Source organism: Actinomadura livida (assembly GCF_014648675.1).
In the GTDB taxonomy this organism is placed as follows: Bacteria; Actinomycetota; Actinomycetes; order Streptosporangiales; family Streptosporangiaceae; genus Spirillospora; species Spirillospora livida.
Genome location: NZ_BMRO01000007.1, coordinates 338,493 through 363,283, shown reverse-complemented (window position 1 = coordinate 363,283; position 24,791 = coordinate 338,493). Strand labels below are relative to the sequence as shown.

The 24,791-nt window shown below is 74.5% G+C and carries 20 protein-coding genes; 10 read left to right on the top strand and 10 right to left on the bottom strand.

Going from position 1 to position 24,791, the window contains the following annotated elements:
* Positions 1-186 precede the first annotated feature (186 nt).
* Positions 187-1,446, top strand: coding sequence for a PucR-like N-terminal domain-containing protein (locus IEZ03_RS38590; RefSeq protein ID WP_268248548.1), 1,260 nt, complete (start codon positions 187-189; stop codon positions 1,444-1,446).
* A 19-nt stretch (positions 1,447-1,465) separates the two neighbouring features.
* Here IEZ03_RS38590 and IEZ03_RS19095 read toward each other — a convergent pair whose 3' ends face one another.
* From IEZ03_RS19095 to IEZ03_RS19085, 3 genes are read right to left on the bottom strand one after another with little or no spacing between them, the layout of a single operon-like run.
* Positions 1,466-3,235, bottom strand: a complete 1,770-nt coding sequence (locus IEZ03_RS19095) for a fatty acyl-AMP ligase (RefSeq protein ID WP_184882003.1) — start codon at positions 3,233-3,235, stop codon at positions 1,466-1,468.
* Entirely contained in the window at positions 3,232-4,197 is a 966-nt protein-coding gene (locus IEZ03_RS19090; RefSeq protein WP_184882001.1) for an acyl-CoA desaturase, read from the bottom strand. Before IEZ03_RS19090 ends, IEZ03_RS19095 begins: the two co-directional genes overlap by 4 nt.
* A gap of 44 nt (positions 4,198-4,241) precedes the next feature.
* The gene (locus IEZ03_RS19085; protein WP_184881999.1) at positions 4,242-5,525 is read right to left on the bottom strand and encodes a lipase family protein; all 1,284 of its coding nucleotides are present in this window, start codon (positions 5,523-5,525) and stop codon (positions 4,242-4,244) included.
* Positions 5,526-5,677: 152 nt separating this feature from the next.
* On the opposite strand from IEZ03_RS19085, the gene IEZ03_RS19080 reads away from it, so the two are divergent.
* A complete protein-coding gene (locus IEZ03_RS19080) occupies positions 5,678-6,865 on the top strand; it encodes an MFS transporter (RefSeq protein ID WP_184881998.1) in 1,188 nt (395 codons plus the stop codon).
* Here IEZ03_RS19080 and IEZ03_RS19075 read toward each other — a convergent pair.
* Positions 6,862-7,599, bottom strand: coding sequence for a MarR family winged helix-turn-helix transcriptional regulator (locus IEZ03_RS19075; RefSeq protein ID WP_184881996.1), 738 nt, complete (start codon positions 7,597-7,599; stop codon positions 6,862-6,864). The genes IEZ03_RS19080 and IEZ03_RS19075 overlap by 4 nt on opposite strands.
* 194 nt (positions 7,600-7,793) lie before the next feature.
* On the opposite strand from IEZ03_RS19075, the gene IEZ03_RS19070 reads away from it, so the two are divergent.
* On the top strand, positions 7,794-9,239 hold the full coding sequence (locus IEZ03_RS19070) for a carbon-nitrogen hydrolase family protein (protein WP_184881994.1): 1,446 nt from the start codon (positions 7,794-7,796) through the stop codon (positions 9,237-9,239).
* Between the two features lie 5 nt (positions 9,240-9,244).
* Here IEZ03_RS19070 and IEZ03_RS19065 read toward each other — a convergent pair whose 3' ends face one another.
* Positions 9,245-10,039, bottom strand: a complete 795-nt coding sequence (locus tag IEZ03_RS19065) for an IPT/TIG domain-containing protein (RefSeq protein WP_184881992.1) — start codon at positions 10,037-10,039, stop codon at positions 9,245-9,247.
* 180 nt (positions 10,040-10,219) lie between these two features.
* On the opposite strand from IEZ03_RS19065, the gene IEZ03_RS19060 reads away from it, so the two are divergent.
* From IEZ03_RS19060 to IEZ03_RS19040, 5 genes are all read left to right on the top strand, one after another.
* Positions 10,220-11,908, top strand: coding sequence for an ExeM/NucH family extracellular endonuclease (locus IEZ03_RS19060; RefSeq protein WP_184881990.1), 1,689 nt, complete (start codon positions 10,220-10,222; stop codon positions 11,906-11,908).
* A 103-nt stretch (positions 11,909-12,011) separates the two neighbouring features.
* Positions 12,012-12,335, top strand: a complete 324-nt coding sequence (locus IEZ03_RS38585) for a hypothetical protein (RefSeq protein ID WP_184881989.1) — start codon at positions 12,012-12,014, stop codon at positions 12,333-12,335.
* Positions 12,336-12,374: 39 nt separating this feature from the next.
* Positions 12,375-13,364, top strand: coding sequence for an LLM class flavin-dependent oxidoreductase (locus IEZ03_RS19050; RefSeq protein WP_184881987.1), 990 nt, complete (start codon positions 12,375-12,377; stop codon positions 13,362-13,364).
* 93 nt (positions 13,365-13,457) lie between these two features.
* Complete coding sequence (locus tag IEZ03_RS19045) at positions 13,458-15,008, top strand: PucR family transcriptional regulator (RefSeq protein ID WP_184881985.1); 1,551 nt, start codon at positions 13,458-13,460, stop codon at positions 15,006-15,008.
* A 13-nt stretch (positions 15,009-15,021) separates the two neighbouring features.
* Positions 15,022-16,449 (top strand): aldehyde dehydrogenase family protein, encoded by a 1,428-nt coding sequence (locus IEZ03_RS19040; RefSeq protein WP_184881983.1) that lies wholly within the window; start codon positions 15,022-15,024, stop codon positions 16,447-16,449.
* Between the two features lie 6 nt (positions 16,450-16,455).
* Here the strand turns inward: IEZ03_RS19040 and IEZ03_RS19035 are convergent, their stop codons facing one another.
* From IEZ03_RS19035 to IEZ03_RS19020, 4 genes are all read right to left on the bottom strand, one after another.
* Positions 16,456-17,505, bottom strand: a complete 1,050-nt coding sequence (locus IEZ03_RS19035; protein WP_184881981.1) for an alpha/beta hydrolase — start codon at positions 17,503-17,505, stop codon at positions 16,456-16,458.
* 92 nt (positions 17,506-17,597) lie between these two features.
* Positions 17,598-18,218, bottom strand: coding sequence for a hypothetical protein (locus tag IEZ03_RS19030; RefSeq protein ID WP_184881979.1), 621 nt, complete (start codon positions 18,216-18,218; stop codon positions 17,598-17,600).
* Between the two features lie 129 nt (positions 18,219-18,347).
* A complete protein-coding gene (locus IEZ03_RS19025) occupies positions 18,348-18,974 on the bottom strand; it encodes a class I SAM-dependent DNA methyltransferase (protein ID WP_229808396.1) in 627 nt (208 codons plus the stop codon).
* Positions 18,971-20,443 carry a carboxyl transferase domain-containing protein gene (locus tag IEZ03_RS19020; RefSeq protein WP_184881977.1) on the bottom strand — a complete coding sequence of 491 codons (1,473 nt, stop codon included), beginning with the start codon at positions 20,441-20,443 and terminating at the stop codon, positions 18,971-18,973. The genes IEZ03_RS19025 and IEZ03_RS19020 overlap by 4 nt, the downstream gene beginning before the upstream one ends.
* Positions 20,444-20,522: 79 nt before the next feature.
* Here IEZ03_RS19020 and IEZ03_RS19015 point away from each other — a divergent pair, with 79 nt between their 5' ends.
* Positions 20,523-21,944, top strand: coding sequence for an amidase (locus IEZ03_RS19015; RefSeq protein WP_184881975.1), 1,422 nt, complete (start codon positions 20,523-20,525; stop codon positions 21,942-21,944).
* Positions 21,945-21,953: 9 nt separating this feature from the next.
* On the opposite strand, the gene IEZ03_RS19010 is transcribed toward IEZ03_RS19015, so the two are convergent.
* Positions 21,954-23,318, bottom strand: coding sequence for a sensor histidine kinase (locus tag IEZ03_RS19010; RefSeq protein ID WP_184881973.1), 1,365 nt, complete (start codon positions 23,316-23,318; stop codon positions 21,954-21,956).
* A gap of 404 nt (positions 23,319-23,722) precedes the next feature.
* Between IEZ03_RS19010 and IEZ03_RS19005 the strand changes: the two genes are divergently transcribed.
* Complete coding sequence (locus IEZ03_RS19005; protein WP_184881971.1) at positions 23,723-24,790, top strand: serine/threonine-protein kinase; 1,068 nt, start codon at positions 23,723-23,725, stop codon at positions 24,788-24,790.
* The last annotated feature ends 1 nt before the right edge of the window (position 24,791 follow it).

Sequence of the window (24,791 nt, the reverse complement as noted above, 5' to 3'; positions counted from 1 at the left end):
CGCCCTCCGCTGCGCCCGGTACCCGCGAGCGGCGGCACCGAAACGATCCGCCTCCGGCCTGCGGCCCTTGATAGGGGCGGGTGACGCGGGACGGGCGGGTTTGTCAGTCAAGTGAGTGTCATGAGGTACCTCCTGTGCCTAGCCTGTCGGCTAGGTGTCCGCTCGGGAGGTGCCGGTTTGACCGAGGTGCATGCGAGACCCTCCGGGGACGAGCTGTCCGCGCAGCCGTGGCGGGACGTCCCCCGGGAGGAGGCGCGGTGGATGCGGCCGCACCTGCCGGCGCTGGTCGACTCCATGGTGGAAGGGGTGCTCCGGCACGTGCCCGAGTACGCCCGGCCGGACGATCCCGTCTACCTCGACGTGATGCGGGTCGCGGCGGAGCAGGGCATGGGGCACTTCGTCCAGATGATCGCCGATCCGGACGCCTCCTGGCAGGAGGTGCACCAGGTCTTCTTCGACATCGGGTACGGGGAGGCGGTCGAGGGCCGCTCGCTCGAACACCTGCAGAACGCGCTGCGGATCGCGTCCCGGACGGCCTGGCGGTACCTGTCGCGGGAGGCCGACCGGCTGCAGAAGCCGCGGGAGCTGGCGATCTCGCTGGCCGAGGTGAACTTCGCGTACCTGGACCTGCTGGCCTCCGCCGCCGCGCAGGGCTACGCGCGGGCGCGGGAGAAGGCGGCGGGCGAGCGGGAGCAGCGGCGCGGCAGGCTGCTGAGCCTGCTGCTGTCCCAGCCGCCCGCGCCGCGGGACATCGTCGCCGAGCAGGCGACGCTGGCGGGGTGGCCGCTGCCCGAGCGGCTGGCGGTGATCGTGCTGAGCCCGCGTCCCGGCAGCGGCGGCGAGGGGCCCGCGGGGCTGCCGCCGACCCTGCTGAGCGGGCTGGACCGGGGCCGGCCGTGCCTGGTGGTGCCCGACCCCGACCGCCCCGGCGGCACCGACCGGCTCACCGCCACGCTCGCCGGCTGGACGGGCGCGGTCGGACCCGCGGTGCCGGTGGACCAGGCGGGCGTGTCGCTGCACTGGGCGCACCGGGCGCTCGACCTGATGGCCGCCGGGCGGCTCGGCCACGCCCCGGGGAGGAAGGCGGCGAAGGGCAGGCCGCGGCCCGGCGTCCTCGTCCACGCGGACCGGCACCTGCCCGACCTGCTGCTCCAGGAGGGCTGGACGCTCGCCGAGGCCGCGGCGCGGCGCCGGCTCGCGCCGCTCACCGCGCTCGGCCCGCACCGCGGCGGCCGGCTGGCGCTCACCCTGCTGGAGCTGCTCCGGCACGGCTTCAACGCGACCGACGCCGCGGAGGCGCTGTGCGTGCACCCGCAGACGGTCCGGTACCGGCTCGCGCAGCTCCACGAGGTCTTCGACCACGACATCGAGGACCCCGCGCTCCGGCTGGAGCTGATGCTGCTCCTGCCCGTCTGGCTCCGGGACGCCGGGCAGGAGCCGGCGTGACCCGTGCGGGCCGTGCGGCTCACCCGTCCTTCGCGGGGACCTCCGTGACCGGCAGGGTCCCGCCGAGGTAGGCGAGGCGGCACGCGGAACGGGCGATCTTGCCGCTGCTGGTGCGCAGCAGCCCGCCGGGCTCGATCAGCACGAAGTCGTGGACGCGCAGGTCGTGCTGCTGCTTGACGGCCGTCCGCACCGCCCGCGCCACCTCGTCCGGGTCGAGCAGCGCGATCGGCACCCGCCGGTTCCGCTCGGCGATCACGACGAGGCCCTCCGTCTCGCTCGTCTCGGTGGACGCGTCGACGGACACGGCGCAGGTGTACTCGCGGCGGATCGCCTCGTGGGCGCCCGAGACGGTGAACTCGATGTCCTGCGGGTAGTGGTTGCGGCCGTCGACGATGACCAGGTCCTTGATCCGGCCGGTGACGAACAGCTCGCCCCCGTGCAGGACGCCGAGGTCGCCGGTGCGCAGCCACGGCCCCTCCGGCAGCTCATCCGGATCGGTGAGCCTCGCCTGGAACGTCTCCTTGGTGGCCTCGGGGCGTCCCCAGTAGCCCGCGGCGACGTTCGGGCCGTGCACCCAGATCTCGCCGACCCCGCCCTCCGCGAGCCTGCTCCCGGTCTCGGGGTCGACGACGGCGACGTGCTGGCCGAACGACGTCCCGCAGGCGATCAGCTGCACGGCGCCGGGCGCGTCGGCGGCGCACGGCTCGGCGGCGCCGCGGCGCAGCCGCTCGTGGTCGAACGCGCGGCGCGTCGGCTCCCGGAACCTCGACGACGCCGACACGTAGACGGTCGCCTCGGCCAGCCCGTACGCGCACACCTGCGCCTCGGGCCGCAGCCCGCAGTCCTTGAACGCCTCGAAGAACCCGCTGAGCGTGCTCTCCCTGACGGGTTCGGCGCCGTTCATGAAGACCTGCACGCCGCTGAGGTCGAGGTCCTTCTTCTCCTCCTCGGTGACCTGCGCGGTGAGGTACTCGTAGGCGAAGTTCGGGCCGCCGGTGAACGCGTGGCGCTGCCCGCTGAGCAGCTCCAGCCAGCGGACGGGGCGCATGATGAACGCGACCGGGTCCATGATCACGCCCGGGTTCCCGTAGACGAGCGGCAGCGCGACCGTCGTGACCAGCCCCATGTCGTGGAACACCGGGAGCCAGTTCACCCCGGTCGACTCGCGCGGGATGCCCTCGAACGCGCGCCACAGCTGCTCGGCGTTCGCCGCGAAGTTGCCGTGCGTGATGATCACACCGGCGGGGGTCCGGGTCGAACCGGACGTGTACTGGAGGTAGGCGACGTCGTCCGGGTCGATCGGCTCGGGCGTCCAGTCGAGCGCGCCGTCCACCCGGTCGGCGACGATGACCTCGGCCGGGGCGCGGACGCCGTCGCCGGCCAGGAACCCCTCGACCGCCGGCAGCGACGCGCTCGTGGTGATCACGACGTCGGGCTCGGCGTCCTGGTAGACGGCCAGGAGCCGGTCGCCGTGGCCGGGCAGGTCCGGGGAGAACAGCGGGACGCCGATGACGCGGGCGTACATCGCGCCGAGGAACCCGGTCACGTAGTGCAGGTCCTGCGGGGCGAGCACCGCCGCGCGCCGCCCCGGCTCGGTCGCGCGGCGGATCGCGGCGGCGATCGAGCGGGCCCGCCGGTCCAGTTCGCCCCAGGTGACGTCGAGGGCGATGCCGTCCGGGTCGGTCAGGTAGTCCATGAACGTGTAGGCCCGGTCGTCGGGGAAGTCCTTGGCGAACCGGGAGAGCCGTTCGATCAGGGGCGTCCGGTCGAGGACGGGAAGGTCGGTCATGCTGCTTCTCCCTGGGACGTGACGCGGCGTGCGGCGAGGCGCTCGTGGTCGGGCCAGCGCACGTCCCAGACCCAGCCGAGCTTCTCGAAGATCCAGATGACCCGGGCGCTGATGTCGATCTGCCCCTTGAGGACGCCGTGCCTGGCGCACGTGGGGTCGGCGTGGTGGAGGTTGTGCCAGGACTCGCCGAACGACGGGATCGCCAGCCACCACACGTTGCGGGCCCGGTCGCGGGTCTTGAAGTCCTCCCTGCCGAACACGTGGCAGATCGAGTTGATGGAGAACGTGACGTGCTCGCCGGCGAACACGCGCATCAGGCCGCCCCAGAACAGCGCGGTGAGGGCGCCGTGCCAGGAGAGGGTGAGCAGCGCGCCGAGGCCCATCGGGACGAGGAACGTCGACAGCACGATCACCGCGTACACGGGATCGAGCGACAGGAACCGGATGTCCTTGTCCCTGAGCAGGTCGGGCGCGTACTTGCTGCGGGACGTGCGGTCCTTGCTGAACAGCCATCCCATGTGCGCGTGGTAGAGGCCCTTGGTGAGGCCCCACACGCCCGGCCCGTACGCCCAGGGCGAGTGGGGGTCGCCCTCCTGGTCGGAGTACTTGTGGTGGCGGCGGTGGTCGGCGACCCACCGGACGACCGACCCCTGCATGGCCTGCCCGCCGAGGATGGCCAGCGCGATCCGCAGCCACCGCTTGGCCTTGAAGCCGCCGTGGGTGAAGTGCCGGTGGTAGCCGACCGTGATCCCGATCGCGTTGAGCGGGTACAGGAAGGCGAATATGGCGATGTCCGTCCAGCCGATCCCCCAGCCCCACAGGAACGGGACGGCGCCCAGCACCCCGAGGATCGGCGCGGCCACGAACACCACGACCGCGATGCGCTCGGGCAGCGGGACGGTCCCGGAGATGTCGGGTCGCGGATCCCGGCCGCTGCCGATGTCGGCGACGCCCGCGGTCATGTTCGGCCCGCTGTCATATTCGGCTCCTTAGAGATTCCGTGCGGTCAGCAGTTGCCTTCGGCGGGCTTGCCCGCGAACCGGTCGGTGAGGAAGTCCGTCACGTCCCGGGCCGCGGCCCAGTCGGTGGTCAGGTGCTCGGCCGGGTAGGTGTTCTTCCAGGTCGTGGTGATGCCGGCGGCGCAGTAGCGCTGCCGCGTGGCGTCCTCGGTCTCGTGCGGGATGATCTCCTCGAACCAGCCGCGGTACTGGAACACCGGGAAGCCGATCTCGTACCGGGCGCCGGACGAGGGGCCGCCGACGCCGACGCCGAGCCGCTGCCGGTCGACCAGCTCGCCCCAGGTGACGCCGCCGGGGCCGCGGAGCGCGTAGATCTGCTCCAGCGTCAGCCGGCCGGTGGAGAAGTCCTCGACCCGCGCGCCGAGGAACACCGCGAGCGTCCCGAACAGGCAGTGCGACCGGACGTCCTCGACCGCCCGCGCGCCCCGCTCGTTCATCAGCTCGGTGAACGGCATCTCGGGGTAGGCGGCGTGCAGCCCGACGAGCGCGTCGGCGAGGAAGCCCGCGAACAGGCTGCCGTTCAGCTGCTTCGCGGTCACCTTGAGGTCGCCGGGCACGCCGCCGGCCGCCGCGCCGACCACGTTCAGCTCGGGCGCGTAGGACGCTGCGAGTTGCGCGCCCCACAGCGCGGCGGCGCCGCCCTCGGAGTAGCCGGAGATGCCGACGTCGCCGTCCGCGGTGAGGGACCCGCCGGGAATCTGCCGGGACGCCCGGACGATGTCGAGCAGCGCGTGACCGGCGTTGGCGCCCACCATGTACGTGTGGACCTGCCCGCTGAGGTAACCGACGCCGTCCGTGGCGGCGACCGCATGACCCGCGCGCAGGAACAGGTTCAGGTTCCCGCCCTCGTACATGTCGACGTACTCGCCTGCGAGCTGCTTGGAGAAGGCGCAGCGCTCGGCGGAGCCCAGCGTGCCGGGGTTGAACGCGACGGTCGGGCGGGAGCCGTCTCCCGTCCAGGGCGCGGTGGGGATCGCGACCGTCCCCGTCACCACGTTCCTGGCGCCCTTGGCGTCGGTGGAGACGTACCTGACCTTCCACGCCCGCATCGGGACGTCGCCGGGGATGTTCGTCAGCTTCACCGGGCGGCAGGCCAGCAGGTCGCCGGGATCGCCTTGGACGGTGCCGGGGGGCGGCGCGTAGATGTCGGCGTCGGTGGCGTCGCAGCCCGCCGGCGCGGCGGCGGGCGCGGCGGCCGCCTGGGGTGCGGCGGCGGGCACGGCGAGGGCCACGCCCAGCACCGCGGTCGAGAAAAGGCTCCGGACACGCATCGTCGCTCCAGTGGGGGCTGGATACCGAACGGTGACGACTGTGTCCCAGGGGCCGCGATGGGCGGAATGAAGTCTTCTGACATGGTCGGGCCCCGCGCTTAGCAACCAACTCAATAACCGGACCGTCCGGACGATCTCCTACGGTCATCGGTATGAGCGAGTCATCTCGGCGCGGCGACGGGGTGCGCGAGGCCCGTCCGCGCCTGGTCGGGCGGCGGCTGGCGCTGCTGTTCGCGGCGACCTTCCTGAGCCTGACGGGCGTGTTCCTGCTGCTGTCGGTCGTCCCGATGTACGCCGTGGACGGCGGGGCGGGCCAGGCCGGCGCGGGCCTCGCGACGGGCTCGCTGATGCTGACGACGGTGCTCACCGAACTGGCGCTCCCCCGCCTGCTGTCGCGGTTCGGGTACGTGCCGGTGCTCGCGGCGGGGCTGCTGCTGCTCGGCCTGCCCGCGCTCGCGCTGACCGCCTCGTCCGGCATGCCGATGATCATCGCGGTGAGCCTGCTGCGCGGCGTCGGCTTCGGGATCGCGGTGGTGGTCCCGAACGCGCTGGTCGCGGCGCTCGCCCCGGCGGACCGGCGCGGCGAGGCGCTCGGCCTGTTCGGGCTCACCGCCGGGCTGCCGGCGGTGCTCGCGCTGCCGCTCGGAGTGTGGCTCGCCGGGCAGGTCGGCTACCCGCCGGTGTTCGTCGCGGCCTCGGTGACGTCGCTGGCGGCGCTGGCCGCGCTGCCCGGCCTGCCGCGCCGCCTGGCGTCCGGGGCCGCGCAGGGGTCCCTCGGCATGCTCGCGGCGCTGCGGTCGCCCGACCTGCTGCGTCCCGCGGCCGCGTTCGCCTCGACCGCGATGGCGGCCGGCATCCTCATCACGTTCCTGCCGGAGGCGGTCCCGGCCGCGGGGGTCGCGGCGACGGCGCTGTTCGTGCAGCCGGCCGCCACCACGCTCGCCCGCTGGCAGGCGGGGCGCTTCGGGGACCGGCACGGCTCCGCCCGCCTGCTCGCGCCCGCGGTGGCCCTCTCGGCGGCGGGGATCGCGCTGCTGGCCCTCGTCCCGCACCCGGCCGCCGTGTTCGCCTCGATGGTCCTGTTCGGCGCGGGGTTCGGGGTCACGCAGAACGCGAGCCTGGCGCTGATGTACGAGCGGGCGCCCGTGTCCGGCTACGGGACGGTCAGCGCGCTGTGGAACATCGGCTACGACGGCGGCATGGGCGCCGGCGGCGTCGCGTTCGGCCTCGCCGTCGCGCACACCGGCTACCCGGCCGCCTTCGCCCTCACCGCCGCCGCGATCTTCCTGTCCGTCCCGCTGGCGCTCCGCCGCCGCGCCGCCGGCCCCGGGGCGCGCTAGCCCCGGGCCGAGCGCGGGGGTTCCTGGGGCCGGGACGGCCCGTTCGCGGGCGTGCGGCGCGGGACGCCGTCCGGGGAGCGGGTGACGGTCTCCGCCGGCCGGGCGGCTTCGGCGCGGCGGCCGGCCCCGGAATCGGCGACGGCCTCACCGACCGCGTCGGCGTCGGCATCGGCGTCGGCGGGGAGCAGGCCGGAGGTCTCCAGGTACTGCCGGCCCCGCGGGGTGAGGTCCCACGCGTTGTGCCGCCACTCCTTGCGCCGCCACACGACGCCCGCGGACAGCAGCTTGCGCCCGGTGCGGCTGATCTCGGTCTCGTCGGTGCCGAGCTCGGCGGCGAGCTGCCGGTTGGACATGCCCGGCCGCCGGGCCACCGCGACCAGGAAGCGCGCCGCGTACCCCTCGGGCTGCAGCGCGAGCTGGAGCCCGGACGGGAGCCGCTTCAGCGCCCAGTGCACGACGTCGATCAGCCCGAGGATGCGGCCGCGCTGCTCGCGCTGCGGGGCGTCGAGGGCGCCGACGTCCAGGTAGTGGCGGTGCAGCCACTGGAGCCCGTCCTGGCATTCGACCAGTGCGGGCTCGTCCGCGCTCAGCGACGCGTCGGTGATGAGCATGCCGAGCGCGCTGAAGTGGCCGTCGCTGATGACCTTGGCGTGCTCCATCGCGTCGATGAGCCGCCGGACCTCGGTCCGGCGGTCGTGGGTCGGGCCGGGTGCGGAGTCGGTCAAGGCACTCATGGTCACACTCCCCTGGGGTTCGACGGCACCGCCGGACTCTTCCAGGGTGCGCGGATGCCAAGTGAATGTCAAGTGACAACGATCGGGGGTTCTGTAGCGGACGACACGAAAAGCGATGCGCGGGAGAGTTAGCATCGATCCACCACCCGTAACCGTGCCTGTCAACTCCCCCGGGGGCGCTTATGACGGATCAGTTGGCTGCAGCCGCCTATCCGGCCGAACCAGCTGATCTCTTCGTCCATCTCTACGACTCGCTCGCGGACGACGTCTTCCAGGGTTGGACGGCCACGCGCTGGTACGCCGAGGAGGGGGTGCGGCGCGCCGCGGACGAGATCGCCGCGACGGTGCTGGAGCACGGCGTCCTCGACCCCGCGGAGACGGCGCGGATCATCGCCGCCGACGGCGACCGCGGCGCGTTCACGATCCTGCTCGGTCTCGACGGCGCGCTCGCCCACGCGAGCCCGTACGCGCCCTACCACGACGCGCCCGCGCTCTCCGGGGTCCTCGTCAACTACCTGACCGAGGGCAGGATGAACGGGCCCGGGACGACGGGCGCGCTGCTCCCCCGCTGCGCGTTCCCCGGCCGGCCGCGCGGGGCGCGCTCCAAGGCGGAGTTCTTCGGCGTCCACCGCGTCCCCCAGGCGCAGTGGGAGCGCATCGACCACACCGTGCTGCCCGCGGTGAACGACCCGCACTTCAGCCGGGACGAGCCCGTCACGGTCGGCTGCGCGCCCGTGCTGGAGACGTTCGACGACGTGGACATCCGGTTCGAGGAGCGGGACGGGACGACCGTGTACCGGCTCCGCCCGATGGACTCGTCCGGCATCCGCAGCCGCATCAAGGCGATCGTCCGGCGGCTGGACGAGTCCGGCGCGCAGCTCGCGGTGATGCCGGAGGCGTCGCTGTCGGACGCGCTGCTGGAGCACTGGAAGGAGGTCGCGTTCGACACCGCCGGACGCGACCGGGACCGCCGCCCGCTGCGCTTCCTGCTGCTCGGCAGCGGCCCGCTCGGGCGGGACGACCCGCCGCCGAACCGCGCCGTCCTCCTCGACCGCTGGACGGGCCAGGAGCTCCTCGTCCAGGACAAGCTGTCCGGCTTCACGCTGGACGCCGGGCAGATGCGGCTGTGGCGGCTGCCGGACGCCCCGGCCGCCGGAACGGCCGTGGAGTACGCGCGGCGCGGCACGCGGATCGGCGTGCTCGACTCCTCGCTCGGCCGGCTCGCCGTGCTGATCTGCGAGGACCTCGGCCGGTCGACCGGCTGGGAGCGCGAGCTGGAGGCGTGCGGGGTGTCGCACCTGCTCGTCCCGATCTTCTCCAAGCCGATCCTGGAGCACCGCTGGGAGGACCAGGGCGCCGAACGGCAGGTGACGACGCTCGGGAGCTGGGTGACGGTGTCCAACAGCCTCGCGATCGGCGCCGCCATCCCCGACGAGGACCTCCCCGGCCCCCGCTACACCTGCCTCGTGTCGGGGCCGCAGCGGCTGGACCGCGACGCCTACGCGACCGAGCGGCAGTTCGGCGTCGCGCGCACGGGCGGCGAGCTCGGCCGCCTGCCCACGTCGGAGCTGCCCCGCATGTTCCCGGGCGCCGCCTACGACGTCTGGCACCCCCACTGGCGGGACCCGGCCCGGCAGTAGGCGCGTCAGTCGACCGTGAAGACCGCCGGTGCGGTCACCGGGCCGGCCGGGGTGATCACCACCGGCGGTCCCGTGGTGGCGCCCGGCGGGACGGCGGTCCGGACGAGCGTGTCCGCCGCGTCGGTGATGCGGGACTGCGCGGCGCCGAACCGGACCGCGGTCGCGGAGCCGAGGCCGGTGCCGTGCAGGGCGACCACGGTGCCGACCGGGCCGCCCGCCGGTTCGACCGCGGTGATCCGGGGCGCGAGGACCTGGTCGCGGCCGGCCGGCGCCTGGGCGAGCAGCGTCCCGAAGACGCTGCGGAGCTTCTCGGACGTCTCGCGGGAGAACAGGCCGACGAGCGCGGCGATGGCGGCGATGCCGTACGGGTTGACGTCGGACGCGCCGCCGGTCGGCGAGGTCAGGCCGCCGCGCAGCACGAGGTAGACGATCAGCCCGAGCAGCGCCCCGACGAACGGGAGCAGCAGGTACATCATCAGCCAGCTGCGCCGCAGCGCCCGGTTGCCGACGTACCAGTAGAACGACCGCAGCACGTGCACGACCGCGCCCAGCGCGCCCGCGGTCATGACGACCACGAACAGGCTCGTCTCGCGGGACAGCGTGGGCGACCAGCCGAGCAGTTCGACGGTCGTCGCGCGGGTGGGCGGCTCGGTGCCGCCGTCCGGCGCGACGCCCGGCGCGGGCGGCCACGCCTGCACGAGGACGATCACGAGCAGCGCGGTGAGGGCCAAAAGGAGCACCACCGCCACGATGATGTCGCGAGTGCGGGCGTACCCGGCTCCGACCGGCGACTCCGTCACGGCCCTCCCTCGGTCGCGTCTTCCGCGGGATTATCGCAGGGCCGGGAGCGCCGCGTTCCGGGAACACGGGACCGGGCCGCGGTCCGGGCGGCGCCGCGGATCCCGACAAGCCATTGCAAATTGGTGGAGTCTTCATTAACGGTTCGTGGGCGGACGAAGACCCCGTTTTACGCTCCGGCCATGCGCCGAACAGCAGCAGCACTCGCGACCGTCCTCGCCGCCGGGCTCGCCGGCGGCGCCCAGTCGGCCGCCGCGGCGGAGCCGCCCACCTGCGGCACCCCCGCAGACCACCGGATCGCCGAGGTCCAGGGCGATGGCGACGCCAGCCCGGTGGCCGGGCGGACCGTCCGGGTCGAGGGCGTCGTGACCGCGGACTTCCAGCGGCCCGACCAGCTCGGCGGGTTCTTCATCCAGGACCCGGCCCCCGACCGCGACCCGCGGACCTCCGAGGGGATCTTCGTCTACTCGACGCAGGAGGTCGCGGAGGGCGACCGGGTCCTCGTCACCGGCCGGGCCGTCGAGTACAACGGGCTCACCGAGCTGTCGCCCGCCTCGGCCGTGAACGTGTGCGGGAAGGGCCGGGTGGCCCCGGCCCACGTCCGGCTCCCGCTGAAGGGCGGCGCCGACCTCGAACGGTACGAGGGCATGCTGCTGAGGTTCGGGCAGAAGCTGACCGCCACCGAGACCTACACCCTCGGCCGGTACGGGGAGGTCACCGTGTCGGCCGGGGGCCGCCTCTTCCAGCCCACCGACGGGCACGGCACCACGCAGGCGGGCAACGACGCGCGGCGCCTCCTCGTCGACGATGGGTCGAACGTCCAGAACCCGGACACGATCCCGTACACCGACCCGCGCGTGCTGCGGATCGGCGACTCCGCGCACGGGCTGACCGGCGTCCTGAGCTACGGCTTCGGCGAGTACCGCCTGCAGCCGACCGAGCAGGCCCGCTTCGCCAACACCAACCGGCGGCCCGCGAAGCCCCGGCACGTCGGCGGCAACGTGCGCGTCGCGAGCTTCAACACCCTGAACTGGTTCACGACGCTCGGCGAGCGCGGCGCGGACACGGCCGCGGAGCAGGAGCGGCAGCTCACCAAGCTGGTCGCCGCGCTCCGGGGCCTGGACGCCGACGTCGTCGGGCTCATGGAGGTCGAGAACAACGGCGACACCGCCGTGGGGGCGCTGGTCGACCGGCTCAACCAGGCCGCCGGCGCCGGGACGTACGCGTGGGTGCGGCACCCGTACCCGGGGACGGACGCCATCCATGTCGCGCTCGTCTACAAGCCGGCGAAGGTCACGCCGGCCGGGGCCGCGCGGTCGTCGGAGGACCCGGTCTTCGACCGGCCGCCGCTGGTGCAGACGTTCCGGCCCGCGTCGGGCAGGACGCCGTTCACGGTCATCGTCAACCACTTCAAGTCGAAGGGCTGCGACGGCGCCACCGGGCCGGACGCCGACCAGGGCGACGGCCAGGGCTGCTACAACGCCCGCCGCGTCGCCCAGGCCGGGGCGATCGGCGCGATCGCCGCGGAGTCGGCGAACCCGCTCGTCATCGGCGACCTCAACGCCTACGCGGCCGAGGACCCGGTCGAGCTGCTGGCCGGCGCCGGGCTCGCCAGCCAGACCAAGCGGTTCGTCCGCCCGGGTGAGCGGTACAGCTACGTGTTCGACGGGCAGTCGGGCGAACTGGACCACGCCCTGGCCGGCCGGTCGCTGGCACGGCACGTGACGGGCGCGACGATCTGGCACATCAACGCCGACGAGCCGCTGTTCCTCGACTACAACACCGAGTTCAACCCGCCGGAGTTCTACCGGCCGGACGCGTTCCGCTCGTCCGACCACGACCCCGTCCTGGTGGGGCTCCGCCTGCGCTGACACGTATTGGGCCGGCCGTCCAAGAAGCGGCGGCCGGCCCCTGGAACACGGCGGGGGCCGCGCGTATGATCCAGGTCACATTCCTAGTGATCGGTGTGCTCAGTTGACCGAAGCCGTGCCCCCAGCCTCCGTGTCCGCCGCCTCCGTTCCCGCCGCCCCCCGTCTCGCGTTCGGCATCGGCCCGGACGGGACCTACACCACACTCGGGCAGGCCGCCGCGTTCGTCCTCGGCGTCCTCACGATGTTCGCGTTCCTGCCGCTCATGGTGGTGGCCGCCCTCCTGTACACCAAGGCCGAGACCGTGTTCCCCGAGGACGCCGAGCGGGCCCGGCGGCTGGTCAACTGGTCCTGGATCAGCATCACCGCGCCCGTCGTGCTCGCCTCCCTGCTCGGTGCCGTCCTGGTCCTCGTGGCACTGGCGACCTGACCGGGAAGAGGACGGGCCCCCGACTGGTTGGGGCACGGTATGAGCGTGTCCTTCTCCGTCCTCGACCTCGCGCCCGTCGTCAGCGGCGGCACGTCCGCCGAGGCCCTGCGCAACACCCTCGACCTGGCCCGGCGCACCGAGCGGCTCGGCTACCACCGGTACTGGCTGGCCGAGCACCACGCGATGCCCGGCATCGCCAGCTCCGCGACGGCCGTGCTGATCGGGCAGGTCGCGGCGGCGACGTCCACGATGCGGATCGGATCCGGCGGGGTCATGCTGCCGAACCACGCGCCGATGGTGGTCGCCGAGCAGTTCGGCACGCTGGAGGCGCTGTACCCGGGACGCATCGACCTCGGCCTCGGCCGCGCCCCCGGCACCGACCAGGCCACCGCGCGGGCGCTGCGGCGCTCCCCCGACGCCCTGTCGGTCGACGACTTCCCCGAGCAGGTCATCGAGCTGCGCGACTACTTCGGGGCGGACAGCAAGGTCACGCCCGCCGCCGGGAACGAGCCGCCGATCTGGCTGCTCGGGTCCAGCGGGTACAGCGCGCGGCTCGCCGGGCTGCTCGGGATGCCGTTCGCGTTCGCGCACCACTTCAGCGCCGCGAACACCGAGCCGGCGCTGCGGCTGTACCGCGAGTCGTTCCGCCCCGGCGCGCTGGACGAGCCGTACTCGATGATCGGCGTCTCGGTCACGGCCGCCGAGTCCGACGAGCGGGCGCGGGAGCTCGCGATGCCGCAGGCGCTGTCGTTCCTGCGGCTGCGGCAGGGGCACCCCGGCCCGCTGCCCACCCCGGAGGAGGCGGCGGCGTACCCGTACACGCCGCTGGAGCGCCAGATGATCGACTCGCGGCTGGCGGAGCAGGTGGTGGGCGCCCCGGAGACCGTGCGGAAGGAGATGGACGCGCTGATCGAGCGGGCGGCCGTGGACGAGGTCATGGTCATGACGCAGGTCTTCGACCACGCCGACCGGCTGCGGTCCTACGAGATCCTCGCCGGCCTGTACCGCACGTCGTTCGAACCGCGCTGAGCCGGAGCGTCCCCGGGGGCTCGTGCGTACGGTGGAACGTACGGGACGGCGAAACACGTCCCGCCGGATGGACCCTCTGCACAAAGGATGGCGATGCCGCCCACCCTGGCCTCGGTCGCCGCGCTGCCGCAGCTCGGCCTGCGGTCGCTGACCGGCCCGCTCCCGGACACGGCCGTCGTGTGGGTCGCGGTCAGCGAGCTGGAGGACCCGACGCCGTTCCTGGAGGGCGGTGAGCTCCTCCTGACCACGGGCATGCGGCTGACCCCGGCGGGCGCCGCCGGGTACGTGTCGCGGCTCGTCGGACGCGGCGTCGCCGGGCTCGGGTTCGCGGTCGGGGTCATCCACGACACCGTCCCGGGCGAGCTGCTCGCCGCGGCCCGCGACCAGGGGCTCGTCCTGCTGGAGGTGCCGCGCCCGACCCCGTTCATCGCCGTCGGCAAGGCGGTGTCGCGGATGCTCGCCGCCGAGTGGTACGAGGACGTGACCCGCGCGTTCCGGGCGCAGCGGGAGCTGACCCGCGCCGCGCTCACCGGGCGGGACGCGCTGGTCGCCCGGCTCGCCCGGCTGCTCGGCGGCTGGGCGCTGCTGCTCGACCCGGCCGGCGGCGTCCTGCACGCCGCACCGGCGTCCGCCGCCCGCCGCGCCGGGGCGCTGACGCCCGAGCTGACCCGCCTCCGGAGAGCGCCGGGGGCGCGGGGCGGCGAGCCACCGGCGGCGCGGAGCACCGAGCCCATGGCGGCGCGGAGCACCGAGCCCATGGCGGCGCGGAGCACCGGCGCGCCGTCCGCGAGCGTGGCGCTCTCGCTGCCGGGCGAGCACATCGCGGTGCAGCGGATCGGGCTGGGCGAGCGGCCCCGCGGGTTCCTCGCCGTCGGGACCGACGCGCCGCTCCCCCACGTCGCGCACACGATCGTCGGGGCGGCCGTCGCGCTGCTCACCCTCCAGTCGGAAGCGCCGCGGACCGGCCGCGACCTGCGCGCCTCGCTCGCGGCACTGCTGCTCGGCCGCCCGGCGGACGGCCCGGCGGTGCCGCGCGGCCCGGTCCGGGTGCTGGCCTGCGCGGGCGGCGCGGCCGTCCTGGACGTGCTGGAGTCCGACCCCGCCGCCGGACGCGGCCTCGCGCTGCCGCTGGACGGCTACGTCGCCGTGGTCGTCCCGGACGAGGCGAGCGGGACCGTCGAGTCGCTGCTCGCGGGCACCGGCCCCATCGGCGTCAGCGACCCGGCCGCGGCGGACCTGCCCGCCGCGCTCCGGCAGGCCGGCGACGCGCTGGCGGCCGCCACCCGCTCCGGACGCGACGTCGTGCGCCATTCCGAGCTTCCCGGGCAGGGCGTCCTCGGCCTGCTCGACCCGCGGCCGGCGCGCGCCTTCGCCGACGCGCTGCTCGCCCCGCTCCGCGCGGAGGACCTGGTCGGCACCGTCCGGGCGTACATCGCGGCCAACGGGCAGGGCGAGGCGGCGGCGCGGGCGCTCGGCGTCCACCGGCACACCCTGCGGTCGCGGATGCGCAGGGCCGCCGAGATCCTGGGCCGCGACCCCGACGACCCGGCGGTCCGCGTCGAGCTGTGGATCGCCCTCGCCGTCATGTCCAACGACGAGTCTTCGATTCGACATCGTGGAGACTCGCAATCGTCCGCGCCGTAGGTAGCGTGAACGCATGAACGCGACCCCATTCTGGCTGGCCGGCCGGCCCGAGACCGGTGACGGCGAGCTGACCGTTACGCATCCCTACGACGGCCGGGTGGTCGGGACGGCGGCCGTGCCGACGCCCGCCCAGGTGGAGGAGGCCATCGCCGCCGCGGACGCCCTCCGCAAGGACGCCGCGGCGCTGCCGCTGCACGTGCGGGCCGACGCGCTCGCGCACGTGTCCGCGCGGATCGCCGAGCGGGCCGAGGAGATCGCCCGCCTGATCACCGGCGAGAACGGCAAGCCGCTGCTGTGGGCGCGCGGCGAGGTCACCCGCGCGGTCTCCACGTTCCGGTTCGCCGGCGAGGAGGCCCGCCGCTTCGGCGCCACCGTGCAGCGGCTCGACACCGACCCCGCCGCCGAGGGCCGGATGGCGTACATCACCCGCGTGCCGAAGGGCCCGGTGCTCGGGATCTCGCCCTTCAACTTCCCGCTGAACCTCGCCGCCCACAAGATCGCCCCGGCGATCGCGGCGGGCACCCCGATCGTCCTCAAGCCCGCGCCCGCGACCCCGCTGTCGGCGCTGCTCCTCGGCGAGCTGCTCGCCGAGACCGACCTGCCCGCAGGGATGTTCTCGATCCTCCCGGTCCCGAACGACCGGGCGCCCGCCCTCGTGGACGACCCGCGCCTGCCGATCGTGTCGTTCACCGGGTCGGTCCCCGTCGGCTGGGCCATCCGCGACCAGGCGCCCCGCAAGCACGTCACGCTGGAGCTCGGCGGCAACGGCGCGGCGGTCGTCCTGCCCGACGCCGACCTCGACTGGGCCGCCGGGCGCATCGGGCTGTTCTCCAACTACCAGGCCGGGCAGAGCTGCATCGCCGTCCAGCGCGTGTACGTCGACCGGTCCGTGTACGACGCGTTCCTGCCGAAGCTCGTCGACACCGTCGCGTCGCTGGTCACCGGCGACCCGTGGGACGACAAGACGCAGGTCGGCCCGCTGGTCAGCGAGGAGGCCGCCGAGCGCGTCGAGGCATGGGTGGACGAGGCCGTCGCGGCGGGCGCGAAGGTCCTGACCGGCGGCACCCGCGAGGGCGCCGCCTACGCGCCGACCGTGCTCGCCGACGTCCCGGCCGACGCCAAGGTCGCCCGCGAGGAGGTCTTCGGCCCGGTCATGCTCGTCCAGCCGGTGGACGGCGTCGACGAGGCGTTCGAGCTCGTCAACGACTCCAAGTTCGGCCTCCAGGCGGGCATCTTCACCCGCAACCTGGACATCGCGTTCCGCGCGCACCGCGAGCTGGACGTCGGCGGCGTCGTGATCGGCGACGTCCCGTCCTACCGCGCCGACCAGATGCCGTACGGCGGCGTGAAGGACTCGGGCGTCGGCCGCGAGGGGCTGCGGTCGGCCATGGCCGACTACACCGAGGAGAAGGTGATGGTCTTCACGGGCCTGCCGCTCTAGCAGCCTCTAGGCGCGTCCCCGGGGCCCCGCGTACAGACCGGTGCGCAGGGCCCCGGCCGCCTCCGACAGGGCCTCCTGGAACCGGCCGCCGAGCGGCCACATGTTCGCGAACCCGTGGATGAGGTCCTCCTGCCGCCGCAGCGCGACCGGCACCCCGGCGTCCGCGAGCCGCCCGGCGAACTCCTCCCCCTCGTCCCGCAGCGGGTCGAAGCCCGCGGTGACCAGGTAGGTCGGCGGGAAGCCGGCGAGATCCTCCGCCAGCAGCGGCGACGCCATCGGCTCGGTCCTGCGCTCCGGCGGGCAGTAGTGGTCGCTGAACCACGTCATGTCGGCGTCGGTGAGGTAGAACCCCTCCGCGAACAGCTCCCGCGACCGGCGCCGGGCCGACAGGTCGGTCGCCGGGTAGAACAGCAGCGCGAAGTCGGGCCTGCGGTCCGCGAAAAGGGACACGACCGACGCGAGGTTGCCGCCCGCGCTGTCTCCGCCGACCGCGATGGCCTGCGGGTCGGCCCCGAGCTCCGCGGCGTTCTTGACGGCGTACTCGTACGCCGTGCGGGCGTCCTCGGCCGCCGCCGGATACCGGTGCTCGGGCGCGAGCCGGTACCCCACCGACAGGACCCGCACCTCCGCGTGCACCGCGAGGTACCGGCACACGGTGTCGTGGGTGTCGATGTCGCCGATGACCCATCCGCCGCCGTGGTAGAAGACGAGGAGGGGCGACCCCTCCGGCAGCGCCTTCGGCGTGTAGAGCCGGCTCGTGACGGTGTCCGCGATCGCGACCTCCCGCGTCCGCACCGGACGGCCGGGCTCCCTGCCGAGCATCTCCTTGGCCCGCGCGAGCCCCGCGCGGGCGTCCTCCGGCGACCCGCCGCCCAGCGACCGCTGGTCGAGCTTCGACATCAGCAGGAGGAGCTGCGCGTCCAGGGCCAGCTCCTGCCCGTCCTGCCGCACGGGCGGCCCGGCGATCAGGCGCCGGAGGGGGCGGGGCAGCCCGAACACGGCACGGAGCACGGCACCGGCCGCCGCGGGCGAAATCAACTCGGTCAACTGCGGCATGCGATCCTCCAAGCCCAGGGGGTCCCGCCAACCGTACTCTCCGGTAGTCCGGGGCACACCCCCGCCGTGCGCGCCGGGAACAGCCCGCCGGGTCAGGTGCCCGAGCGGGTGCGGCGGCGGTAGTAGGCGTAGGTCACGGCGGCGAGCAGCGGCCCCCACGCCACCAGCGGCACGTACGAGACCACGCCGATGACGCCCTTCCAGTCGTCGAAGTTGAGGGGGAAGCCCTCCGGCAGCGGGCGTCCCTGCATGGTCTCCTGGAAGAGCAGGAAGTTCCCGACCGCCACCGTCCACAGCACCGTCAGGAACGCGGCGCCCGCGGCGGCCGGGACCACCGCGGCGGAGACGGGGACGCGGCGTCCGCGCAGGCCCGGTATCCACCGGGGGAACACCTCGCCCCAGCGGGCGATCAACCCCACGGCGGTGAAGGCCGCCACCTCCGAGAGGACCGAGAGCAGCACCACGTAGAGCTCCATGGGGAACCACCCCGGGAGGTCACCGTTCACGTCGCCCTCCATGAGGACGCCGTCGGCGATCGGCAGGTGAAGGGTGAACACCGCGACGCGCCACAGCCCGGAGGGCAGCACGACCAGCGGGACGGCCAGCGCGGCGATCCGCGCCCAGCGCGGGACACCGGGAACGGGGTCGTGCGCCGCCGCCCACGCGGCTCGCAGCCGCCCGGCCGCGGCCGGGCGTGTGGCCAGAACGGTCATCGCTGTCTCCTTCGGCTCGGTTCTCTCCCGGCAACCAAGGTCACAGCTCTGACCGCCCGTCCGGATCACCCACCGGACGCATCCCGCTCCCCCGCGCGGGGGACCCCCGGAGGACGGTCGCGGAGCGGCCTACGCGGCGGGTTTGCGGAGCAGCAGGTTCGCCGCCGGGAAGCGGTCGTGCTCGGCCGGCTCGCGGATCAGGCGGGCCACCTCGGTCAGACCGGCGTCGCGGAGCAGGGCGGAGAGCCGGCCCGGCGGCCAGCGGTAGGCGCGGACGACCTTGTGGTCGAAGGCCAGGGGCGCGTCGCCGTCGCAGGTCTGGAAGGCGATCAGGACGTGCCCGCCGGGCGCCAGGACGCGGTGGAACTCGGCGAACACCGCCGGGAGGTCGCCGGGGTCAAGATGGATGACCGAGTACCAGGCGAGGATCCCGCCGAGCTCGGCGTCCGGCAGGTCGAGGGCCGTCATCGTGCCCTCCGCGAAGCGGAGGTCCGGATGGTCCTTCCGGGCCAGCGCGATCATCTCCGGGGACAGGTCGACGCCGAACGCGGGGAGCCCGAGCGACGCCAGGTGGGCGGTGACGTGGCCGGGGCCGCAGCCGAGGTCGGCCACGGGGGCGCCGCTGCCCCGGACCAGCTCCGCGAACGCGGCGATCAGCGCGCGGTCCACGGGCAAGTCGTCGAGGATGTCGCGGAACATGTCGGCGTAGAGGGCGGCGACGGCGTCGTAGCCGGCCCTGATGGCGGGTTCGGTCAAGCAGGGGGACGGTACCGGGCCTGCCGGGCGGCCGGGCCGCCGGGAACCAGGCCGGAGAGTCCCCGCTCCACGGCGGCCGCCGCGCGGCGGCAGAACGCCTCGGGCTCGTCCGCCGCGTCGGGGTGCTCGGGGACGGGTTCGTCCGCGAGGCCGTCGCGCAGGAGGTCCGCGGAGCGGACGCCCTGGGCCGCCGCGACCTCGTCCGCCCGCGCGGTCGTCCGGTGGACGATCAGCGAGGCGCCCTCGGGCGGGAGCGGGGACAGCCACGCGTGCCGCGCCACGAGCACCCGGTCGGTGGGCAGCAGCGCCAGCGCCGCGCCGCCCGTGCCCTCGCCCAGCAGCAGGCAGAGCGTCGGCGACGGGTGGGTGATCAGGTCGGCCAGGCAGCGGGCGATCTCGCCCGCGAGGCCGCCCTCCTCCGCCTCCGCCGACAGGGCGGCGCCCGGCGTGTCGACCACGGTGACCAGCGGCAGCGACAGCTCCGCGGCCAGCCGCATCCCGCGCCGCGCGACGCGCAGCCCGGCGGGGCCGAGGGGGTGGCCGCCGCGCTGGCTGCTCCGGTCCTGGCCCACGAGGACGCAGGGCGCGCCGCCGAAGCGGGCCAGCGTGAGGAGCATCCCCCGCTCGGCCTCCCCCTGGCCGGTGCCCGAGAGGGGTGTCACGTCCGTGGCGCCATGGCGGAGGAGTTCGCGGACGCCCGGCCGGTCCGGGCGCCGCGACCGTTCGATCGACTCCCACGCCGCCGTCTCCGGGAGGGTCTCCGCGGGAGGAGGGGGCGGAGCGGCCGGAGGCGCGTCCCCGCACAGGACGTTCAGCGCGCGGGACGCCACCTCGGTGAGGTCGTCGATGCCGACCACGGCGTCCAGGAGCCCCTTGGCCGCGAGGTTCTCCGCGACCTGCACGCCGGCGGGGAACGGCTCCCCGTACAGGCCCTCGTAGACGCGCGGCCCGAGGAAACCGATCAGCGCACCCGGTTCCGCCGCCGTCACGTGCCCCAGCGACCCCCAGGAGGCGAACACCCCGCCGGTCGTGGGGTGCCGCAGGTAGACGAGGTAGGGCAGCCCGGCGGCGCGGTGCGCCCTGACGGCGGCGGTTATCCGGGCCATCTGCACGAACGCGGCGGTGCCCTCCTGCATGCGGGTCCCGCCGGACGACGGCGCGGCGACCAGCGGCAGGCCCTCGGCGGTGGCGCGCTCGACGGCGGCGACGATCCGGTCGGCGGTGGCGAGGCCGATCGAGCCGGCGAGGAAGCGGAACTCGGAGACGACGAACGCGATCCGGTGGCCCCGCAGGCGCCCCTCGCCGGTGATGACGGCCTCGTCGCACCCGCTGCGCTCGCGGGCGGCGGCCAGTTCCGCGCCATAGGACGACGCGGGATCCGGCCCTGGGGGCGGGGTGTCCCACGACGTCCAGGCTCCATCGTCCAGCACGCGGCGCAGCAGCTCGCGCGCTCCCACCCGTTCCGTCACGCGACCATCATGACCGCATGGGCAGGTCAGCCGCCGCACGGGGGACACTGGAGGGGCCTCCGGAGAAGGGAAACACACGGTGTCCGATGAGATCCACTTCGCCTCCGCCCGCGACCTGGCCCGCCGGATGCGGGCGCGGGAGCTGTCGGCGCGGGAGGTCGTCCAGGCGCACCTCGACCAGATCGACAGGACGAATCCCGAGGTCAACGCCATCGTCACGCTGATCGCGGAGGACGCGATGCGGCAGGCGCGGGAGGCGGACGAGCGGCTGGCCGCCGGGGAGCGGCCCGGTCCGCTGCACGGCCTGCCCGCCGCGCACAAGGACACCCACGCCACCGGGGGCATCCGCACGACGTCCGGGTCGCCGATCTTCGCCGAGCACGTGCCCGACGCCGACGAACTGGTCGTCGAGCGGATGCGGGCGGCCGGGGTGATCACGCTCGGCAAGACGAACGTGCCGGAGTTCGCCGCCGGGTCGCACACGTTCAACCCGCTGTTCGGGCTGACCCGCAACCCCTACGACCCGTCCCGCTCGGCGGGCGGCAGCAGCGGCGGGGCCGCGGCGGCGCTGGCCTGCGGCATGCATCCGCTCGCGGACGGCAGCGACATGGGCGGGTCGCTGCGCAACCCCGCGTCGTTCTGCAACGTCGTCGGGTTCCGCCCGTCGCCGGGCCGGGTGCCGTCGTGGCCGGTGCCGGCGGGCTGGGCGACGCTCGGCGTGCAGGGCCCGATGGCGCGCGAGGTGGCGGACGTGGCGCTGCTGCTGTCGGTGCTCGCCGGGCCCGACCCGCGCAGCCCGATCGCGCTGGAGACGCCCGGCTCGGTCTTCGCGGCGCCGCTCGGCCGCGACCTCGCCGGGCTGCGCGTCGCCTGGTCCCCCGACCTCGGCGGGGCCGTCCCCGTCGACCCCGCGGTCACCGGCGCCCTCGAACCGGCCGCGAAGGTGTTCGAGGAGCTCGGCTGCGCGGTCGAGGAGGCGTGCCCCGACCTGTCGGGGGCGGACGAGGTCTTCCGGACGCTGCGCGCCTGGCACTGGGACATCGCGCTCCGCCCGCTGCTCGACGAGCGCCGCGCGGAATTCAAGACCTCCCTCGCGGAGAACATCGACGCGGGGCGCTCCCTCACCGGCGCCGACCTCGGGCGGGCCGAAGTGCTGCACACTGCCCTGTTCCACCGGGTCCGGGAGTTCTTCGAACGGTACGACGCGCTGCTCCTGCCGGTCAGCCAGGTGCCGCCGTTCGACGCCGCGCTGGAGTACCCGGAGGAGGTCGCCGGACAGCCGATGCGCGACTACCTGGAGTGGATGCGGTCGTGCTTCCTGATCTCGGCGACCGGCTGCCCCGCGCTGTCGGTGCCGGCCGGCTTCACCGGGGACGGCCTGCCGGTCGGGCTCCAGATCGTCGGGCCGCACCACGCGGACTTCGCCGTCCTGCAGATCGGGCACGCGTTCGAGCAGGCCACCCGGCACGGGACGCGCCGCCCACCGCTCGCCGCCGGGTGACCGGCCCGGTCAGGGCTCGTCGAGCGGGATGCGCAGCACGAACCGCGCGCCCCGGTCGCTGTCGGCGGCGACGAGCGTCCCGCCGTGCGCGCGGGCGATGTCGCGGGAGATCGTCAGCCCGAGGCCGGTGCCGCCCTGGTCGAGCTCGCGGCTCTCGCGGAGCCGGTGGAACCGCCAGAAGATCCGCTCCCGGTCCTCGGGGGCGATCCCGGCACCGTCGTCCAGCACCTCCAGGACGGCGTGCGACTCGGACACGGCCACGGTCACCCAGATGCGCGACGCGGCGTGCCGCTGGGCGTTCTCGACCAGGTTCGTCAGCACCCGGACCAGGTGGTGGGGCGTGGCCCGGACCATGGCCCCCTCAGTCGTCTCGACCTCGACGGGGACCCTCCGCTCGTGCTGCGTCACCTCCGCGCGGACCAGCGCCCCGAGATCGACCCGCTCCCGCCCGACGTGCACGCCGGCGCCGAGCTTCGCCAGGATCAGCAGGTCGCTGACGATGCCCTGCAGCCGGTCGGCGTCGGCCAGCGCCGCGCGGGCGACCGCCGGCCAGTCCTCGTCCTCGGGCTGTTCGAGCGCCAGCTCCAGCTGGGTGCGCAGCCCGGTGAGGGGGCTCCGCAGCTCGTGCGAGACGTCCGCGACGAAGCCGCGCTGCCGGTCGAGGACGTCCTCCAGCCTGCTCAGCGTCACGTTCACCGACTCCGCCAGCTCCGACACCTCGTCGTTCGGGTGGGGGACGCTCACCCGGCGGTCCGGGGCACGGCCGGTGATCTCGGCGAGCTCGGCGCTCATCTCCCGCACCGGGCGCAGCGCCCGCCGCACCGCCAGCGACACGATGTAGCCGACCGCGGCGGTGCCGATCAGGACCACCCCAATGAGCAGGCCCATGAACTGGCCCCGATACTGGGTGAACGTGCGGATGGGCGCGCCGACGTGGACGATCCGCCAGCCGCCCGGGCTCCGGACACGTTCCGTGACCAGGTAGACGGCGCCGTTGTCCGGGACCTGGACGACGCGGTGGGCGGGATCCCGCGGCGCGCGCGGCACGCTCACATCCAGCGGGCCGCGTCCCTCCAGCTGACCGCTGGCGGCGAGCACGACGCCGTCGTCGCTCACCACCTGCAGGAGCGTGAACTCCGGGTCCTCCACGCGCAGCCGCCCCCGCGGATCGGAGGTGCCCACGAGCGTCGAGAGATCGGCGGCCGCGCTGGTCCCCTGCTTGTGCAGGCCGTCGTACACGGCGGACCGGACGACCTGGTAGAAGATCGCGGCGCCGGCCGCCAGCAGGAGGGCGACGAAAAGGGTCGCGATGGCGGTCACGCGGGTCCGCACCGACCAGCGCGACGGCGACGACAGGTCCCCGAAGATCCGCACCCCCCGCGTCCCTCCCCCTTTCCGGCCCGCACGCGGCACCGCCGTGCCGCTCCCGACGCCTGGGGGGTGAACGCAGAATTGGATGTTGCCGGACGAAAGCCCTGCGAAACATCGTCCGCACCGGACGGACACCCGCGTGAACGGCACCTCCCACCCCTGGGGCTCCGGCCACGCGGGCATCTCCTCCGGTGCTGGCAACCGCCCGCCCACCCGCGCGCCGAGGAGGAAATCCGACGGGGACCGGGCCGATTGCCGAACCGCTTCTTACTCTGCACGCCCCCGGTTCACGGGACGCTACATCGACGTGACGATCACGTTTCCGCACCTCCCGGAAGAACGCCCCCATAATTCGCCGCCGATCGGGGATAGGCGGACGGGAGAGAGACGAGGGAGCCGGGAACCCCATGGACGGAGACATCAGGCCACTGGAACCCGCCGACCCGCGGGAGGTCGCCGGGCACCCGCTGCTGGGCCGCCTCGGGTCGGGCGGCATGGGGCTGGTCTACCTCGGCGCCGATCCCGACTCGGGCGGGCGCGTCGCGGTGAAGACCATCCATCCGCACCTGGCGGGCGACCCCTCCTACCGGCGGCGGTTCAAGGACGAGGCGTACCTCGCGAGCCGCGTCGCCTCGTTCTGCACCGCGCGGGTCCTCGCGCACGGCGAGGAGGACGGCCGCCCCTACCTCGTCACCGAGTACGTGGGCGGCGTGTCGCTGCACAGCAGGCTCGTCGGCGACGGGCCGCTCCCGGCCGCCGACCTGCACGGCGTCGCCGTGGGGGTCGCGTCGGCGCTCGCGGCGATCCACGCGGCGGGGCTCGTGCACCGCGACATCAAGCCGGCCAACGTGATGCTGACCCTGTCGGGCTGCCGCGTCATCGACTTCGGCATCGCGCGCGCCCAGGACGCCTGCACGGCGGGCGCCACGTCCGGGCAGGTCCTCGGCACGCCCGGCTGGATGGCGCCCGAGGTGCTCATCGGCGGTCCCGCGACGCCCGCGGCGGACGTCTTCGCGTGGGGGTGCCTCATCGCCCACGCGGGGACGGGGCGGATGCCGATCGGCGGCGACCCCGCCACCCTCTGCAGCGCCGTCGACGAACCCGACCTGTCGGGGCTGCCGGACTCGCTGGTACCGGCCGTGCGGTCGGCGCTGGCGAAGAACCCGGCCGAGCGTCCCACCGCGTCCGAACTGCTGCTGACCCTCGTGGAGCAGCAGGAGCCGGACGCCGGCGACCGCTGGCGGGCGACCTCGGCGCCGCCGGCGCGGACGCCCGCGCCGGCCCCGCCGCGCCCTTCCGCGCTGGACAGCCGGCGGGACACCGCCACCAGGGCGTACACGCCGCTCGATGTGGAGGGCACGGCGACGTCCATGCGGACCCGGTTGCTGGCTGGCGTGGGCGCGGCCGCCGGCACCGTCCTGGTCGGCGCCATCATCGTCGGCCTGGCGCACGGCAGGACCGAGCCGCAGCCGTAGG

Bases quoted from the DNA above. Each gene is read 5' to 3' on its own strand.
- IEZ03_RS19095 (WP_184882003.1), bottom strand. From the start codon at position 3,235: ATGACCGACCTTCCCGTCCTCGACCGGACGCCCCTGATCGAACGGCTC.
- IEZ03_RS19090 (WP_184882001.1), bottom strand. From the start codon at position 4,197: ATGACCGCGGGCGTCGCCGACATCGGCAGCGGCCGGGATCCGCGACCC.
- IEZ03_RS19085 (WP_184881999.1), bottom strand. From the start codon at position 5,525: ATGCGTGTCCGGAGCCTTTTCTCGACCGCGGTGCTGGGCGTGGCCCTC.
- IEZ03_RS19080 (WP_184881998.1), top strand. From the start codon at position 5,678: ATGAGCGAGTCATCTCGGCGCGGCGACGGGGTGCGCGAGGCCCGTCCG.
- IEZ03_RS19075 (WP_184881996.1), bottom strand. From the start codon at position 7,599: ATGAGTGCCTTGACCGACTCCGCACCCGGCCCGACCCACGACCGCCGG.
- IEZ03_RS19060 (WP_184881990.1), top strand. From the start codon at position 10,220: ATGCGCCGAACAGCAGCAGCACTCGCGACCGTCCTCGCCGCCGGGCTC.
- IEZ03_RS19050 (WP_184881987.1), top strand. From the start codon at position 12,375: ATGAGCGTGTCCTTCTCCGTCCTCGACCTCGCGCCCGTCGTCAGCGGC.
- IEZ03_RS19045 (WP_184881985.1), top strand. From the start codon at position 13,458: ATGCCGCCCACCCTGGCCTCGGTCGCCGCGCTGCCGCAGCTCGGCCTG.
- IEZ03_RS19040 (WP_184881983.1), top strand. From the start codon at position 15,022: ATGAACGCGACCCCATTCTGGCTGGCCGGCCGGCCCGAGACCGGTGAC.
- IEZ03_RS19035 (WP_184881981.1), bottom strand. From the start codon at position 17,505: ATGCCGCAGTTGACCGAGTTGATTTCGCCCGCGGCGGCCGGTGCCGTG.
- IEZ03_RS19030 (WP_184881979.1), bottom strand. From the start codon at position 18,218: ATGACCGTTCTGGCCACACGCCCGGCCGCGGCCGGGCGGCTGCGAGCC.
- IEZ03_RS19005 (WP_184881971.1), top strand. From the start codon at position 23,723: ATGGACGGAGACATCAGGCCACTGGAACCCGCCGACCCGCGGGAGGTC.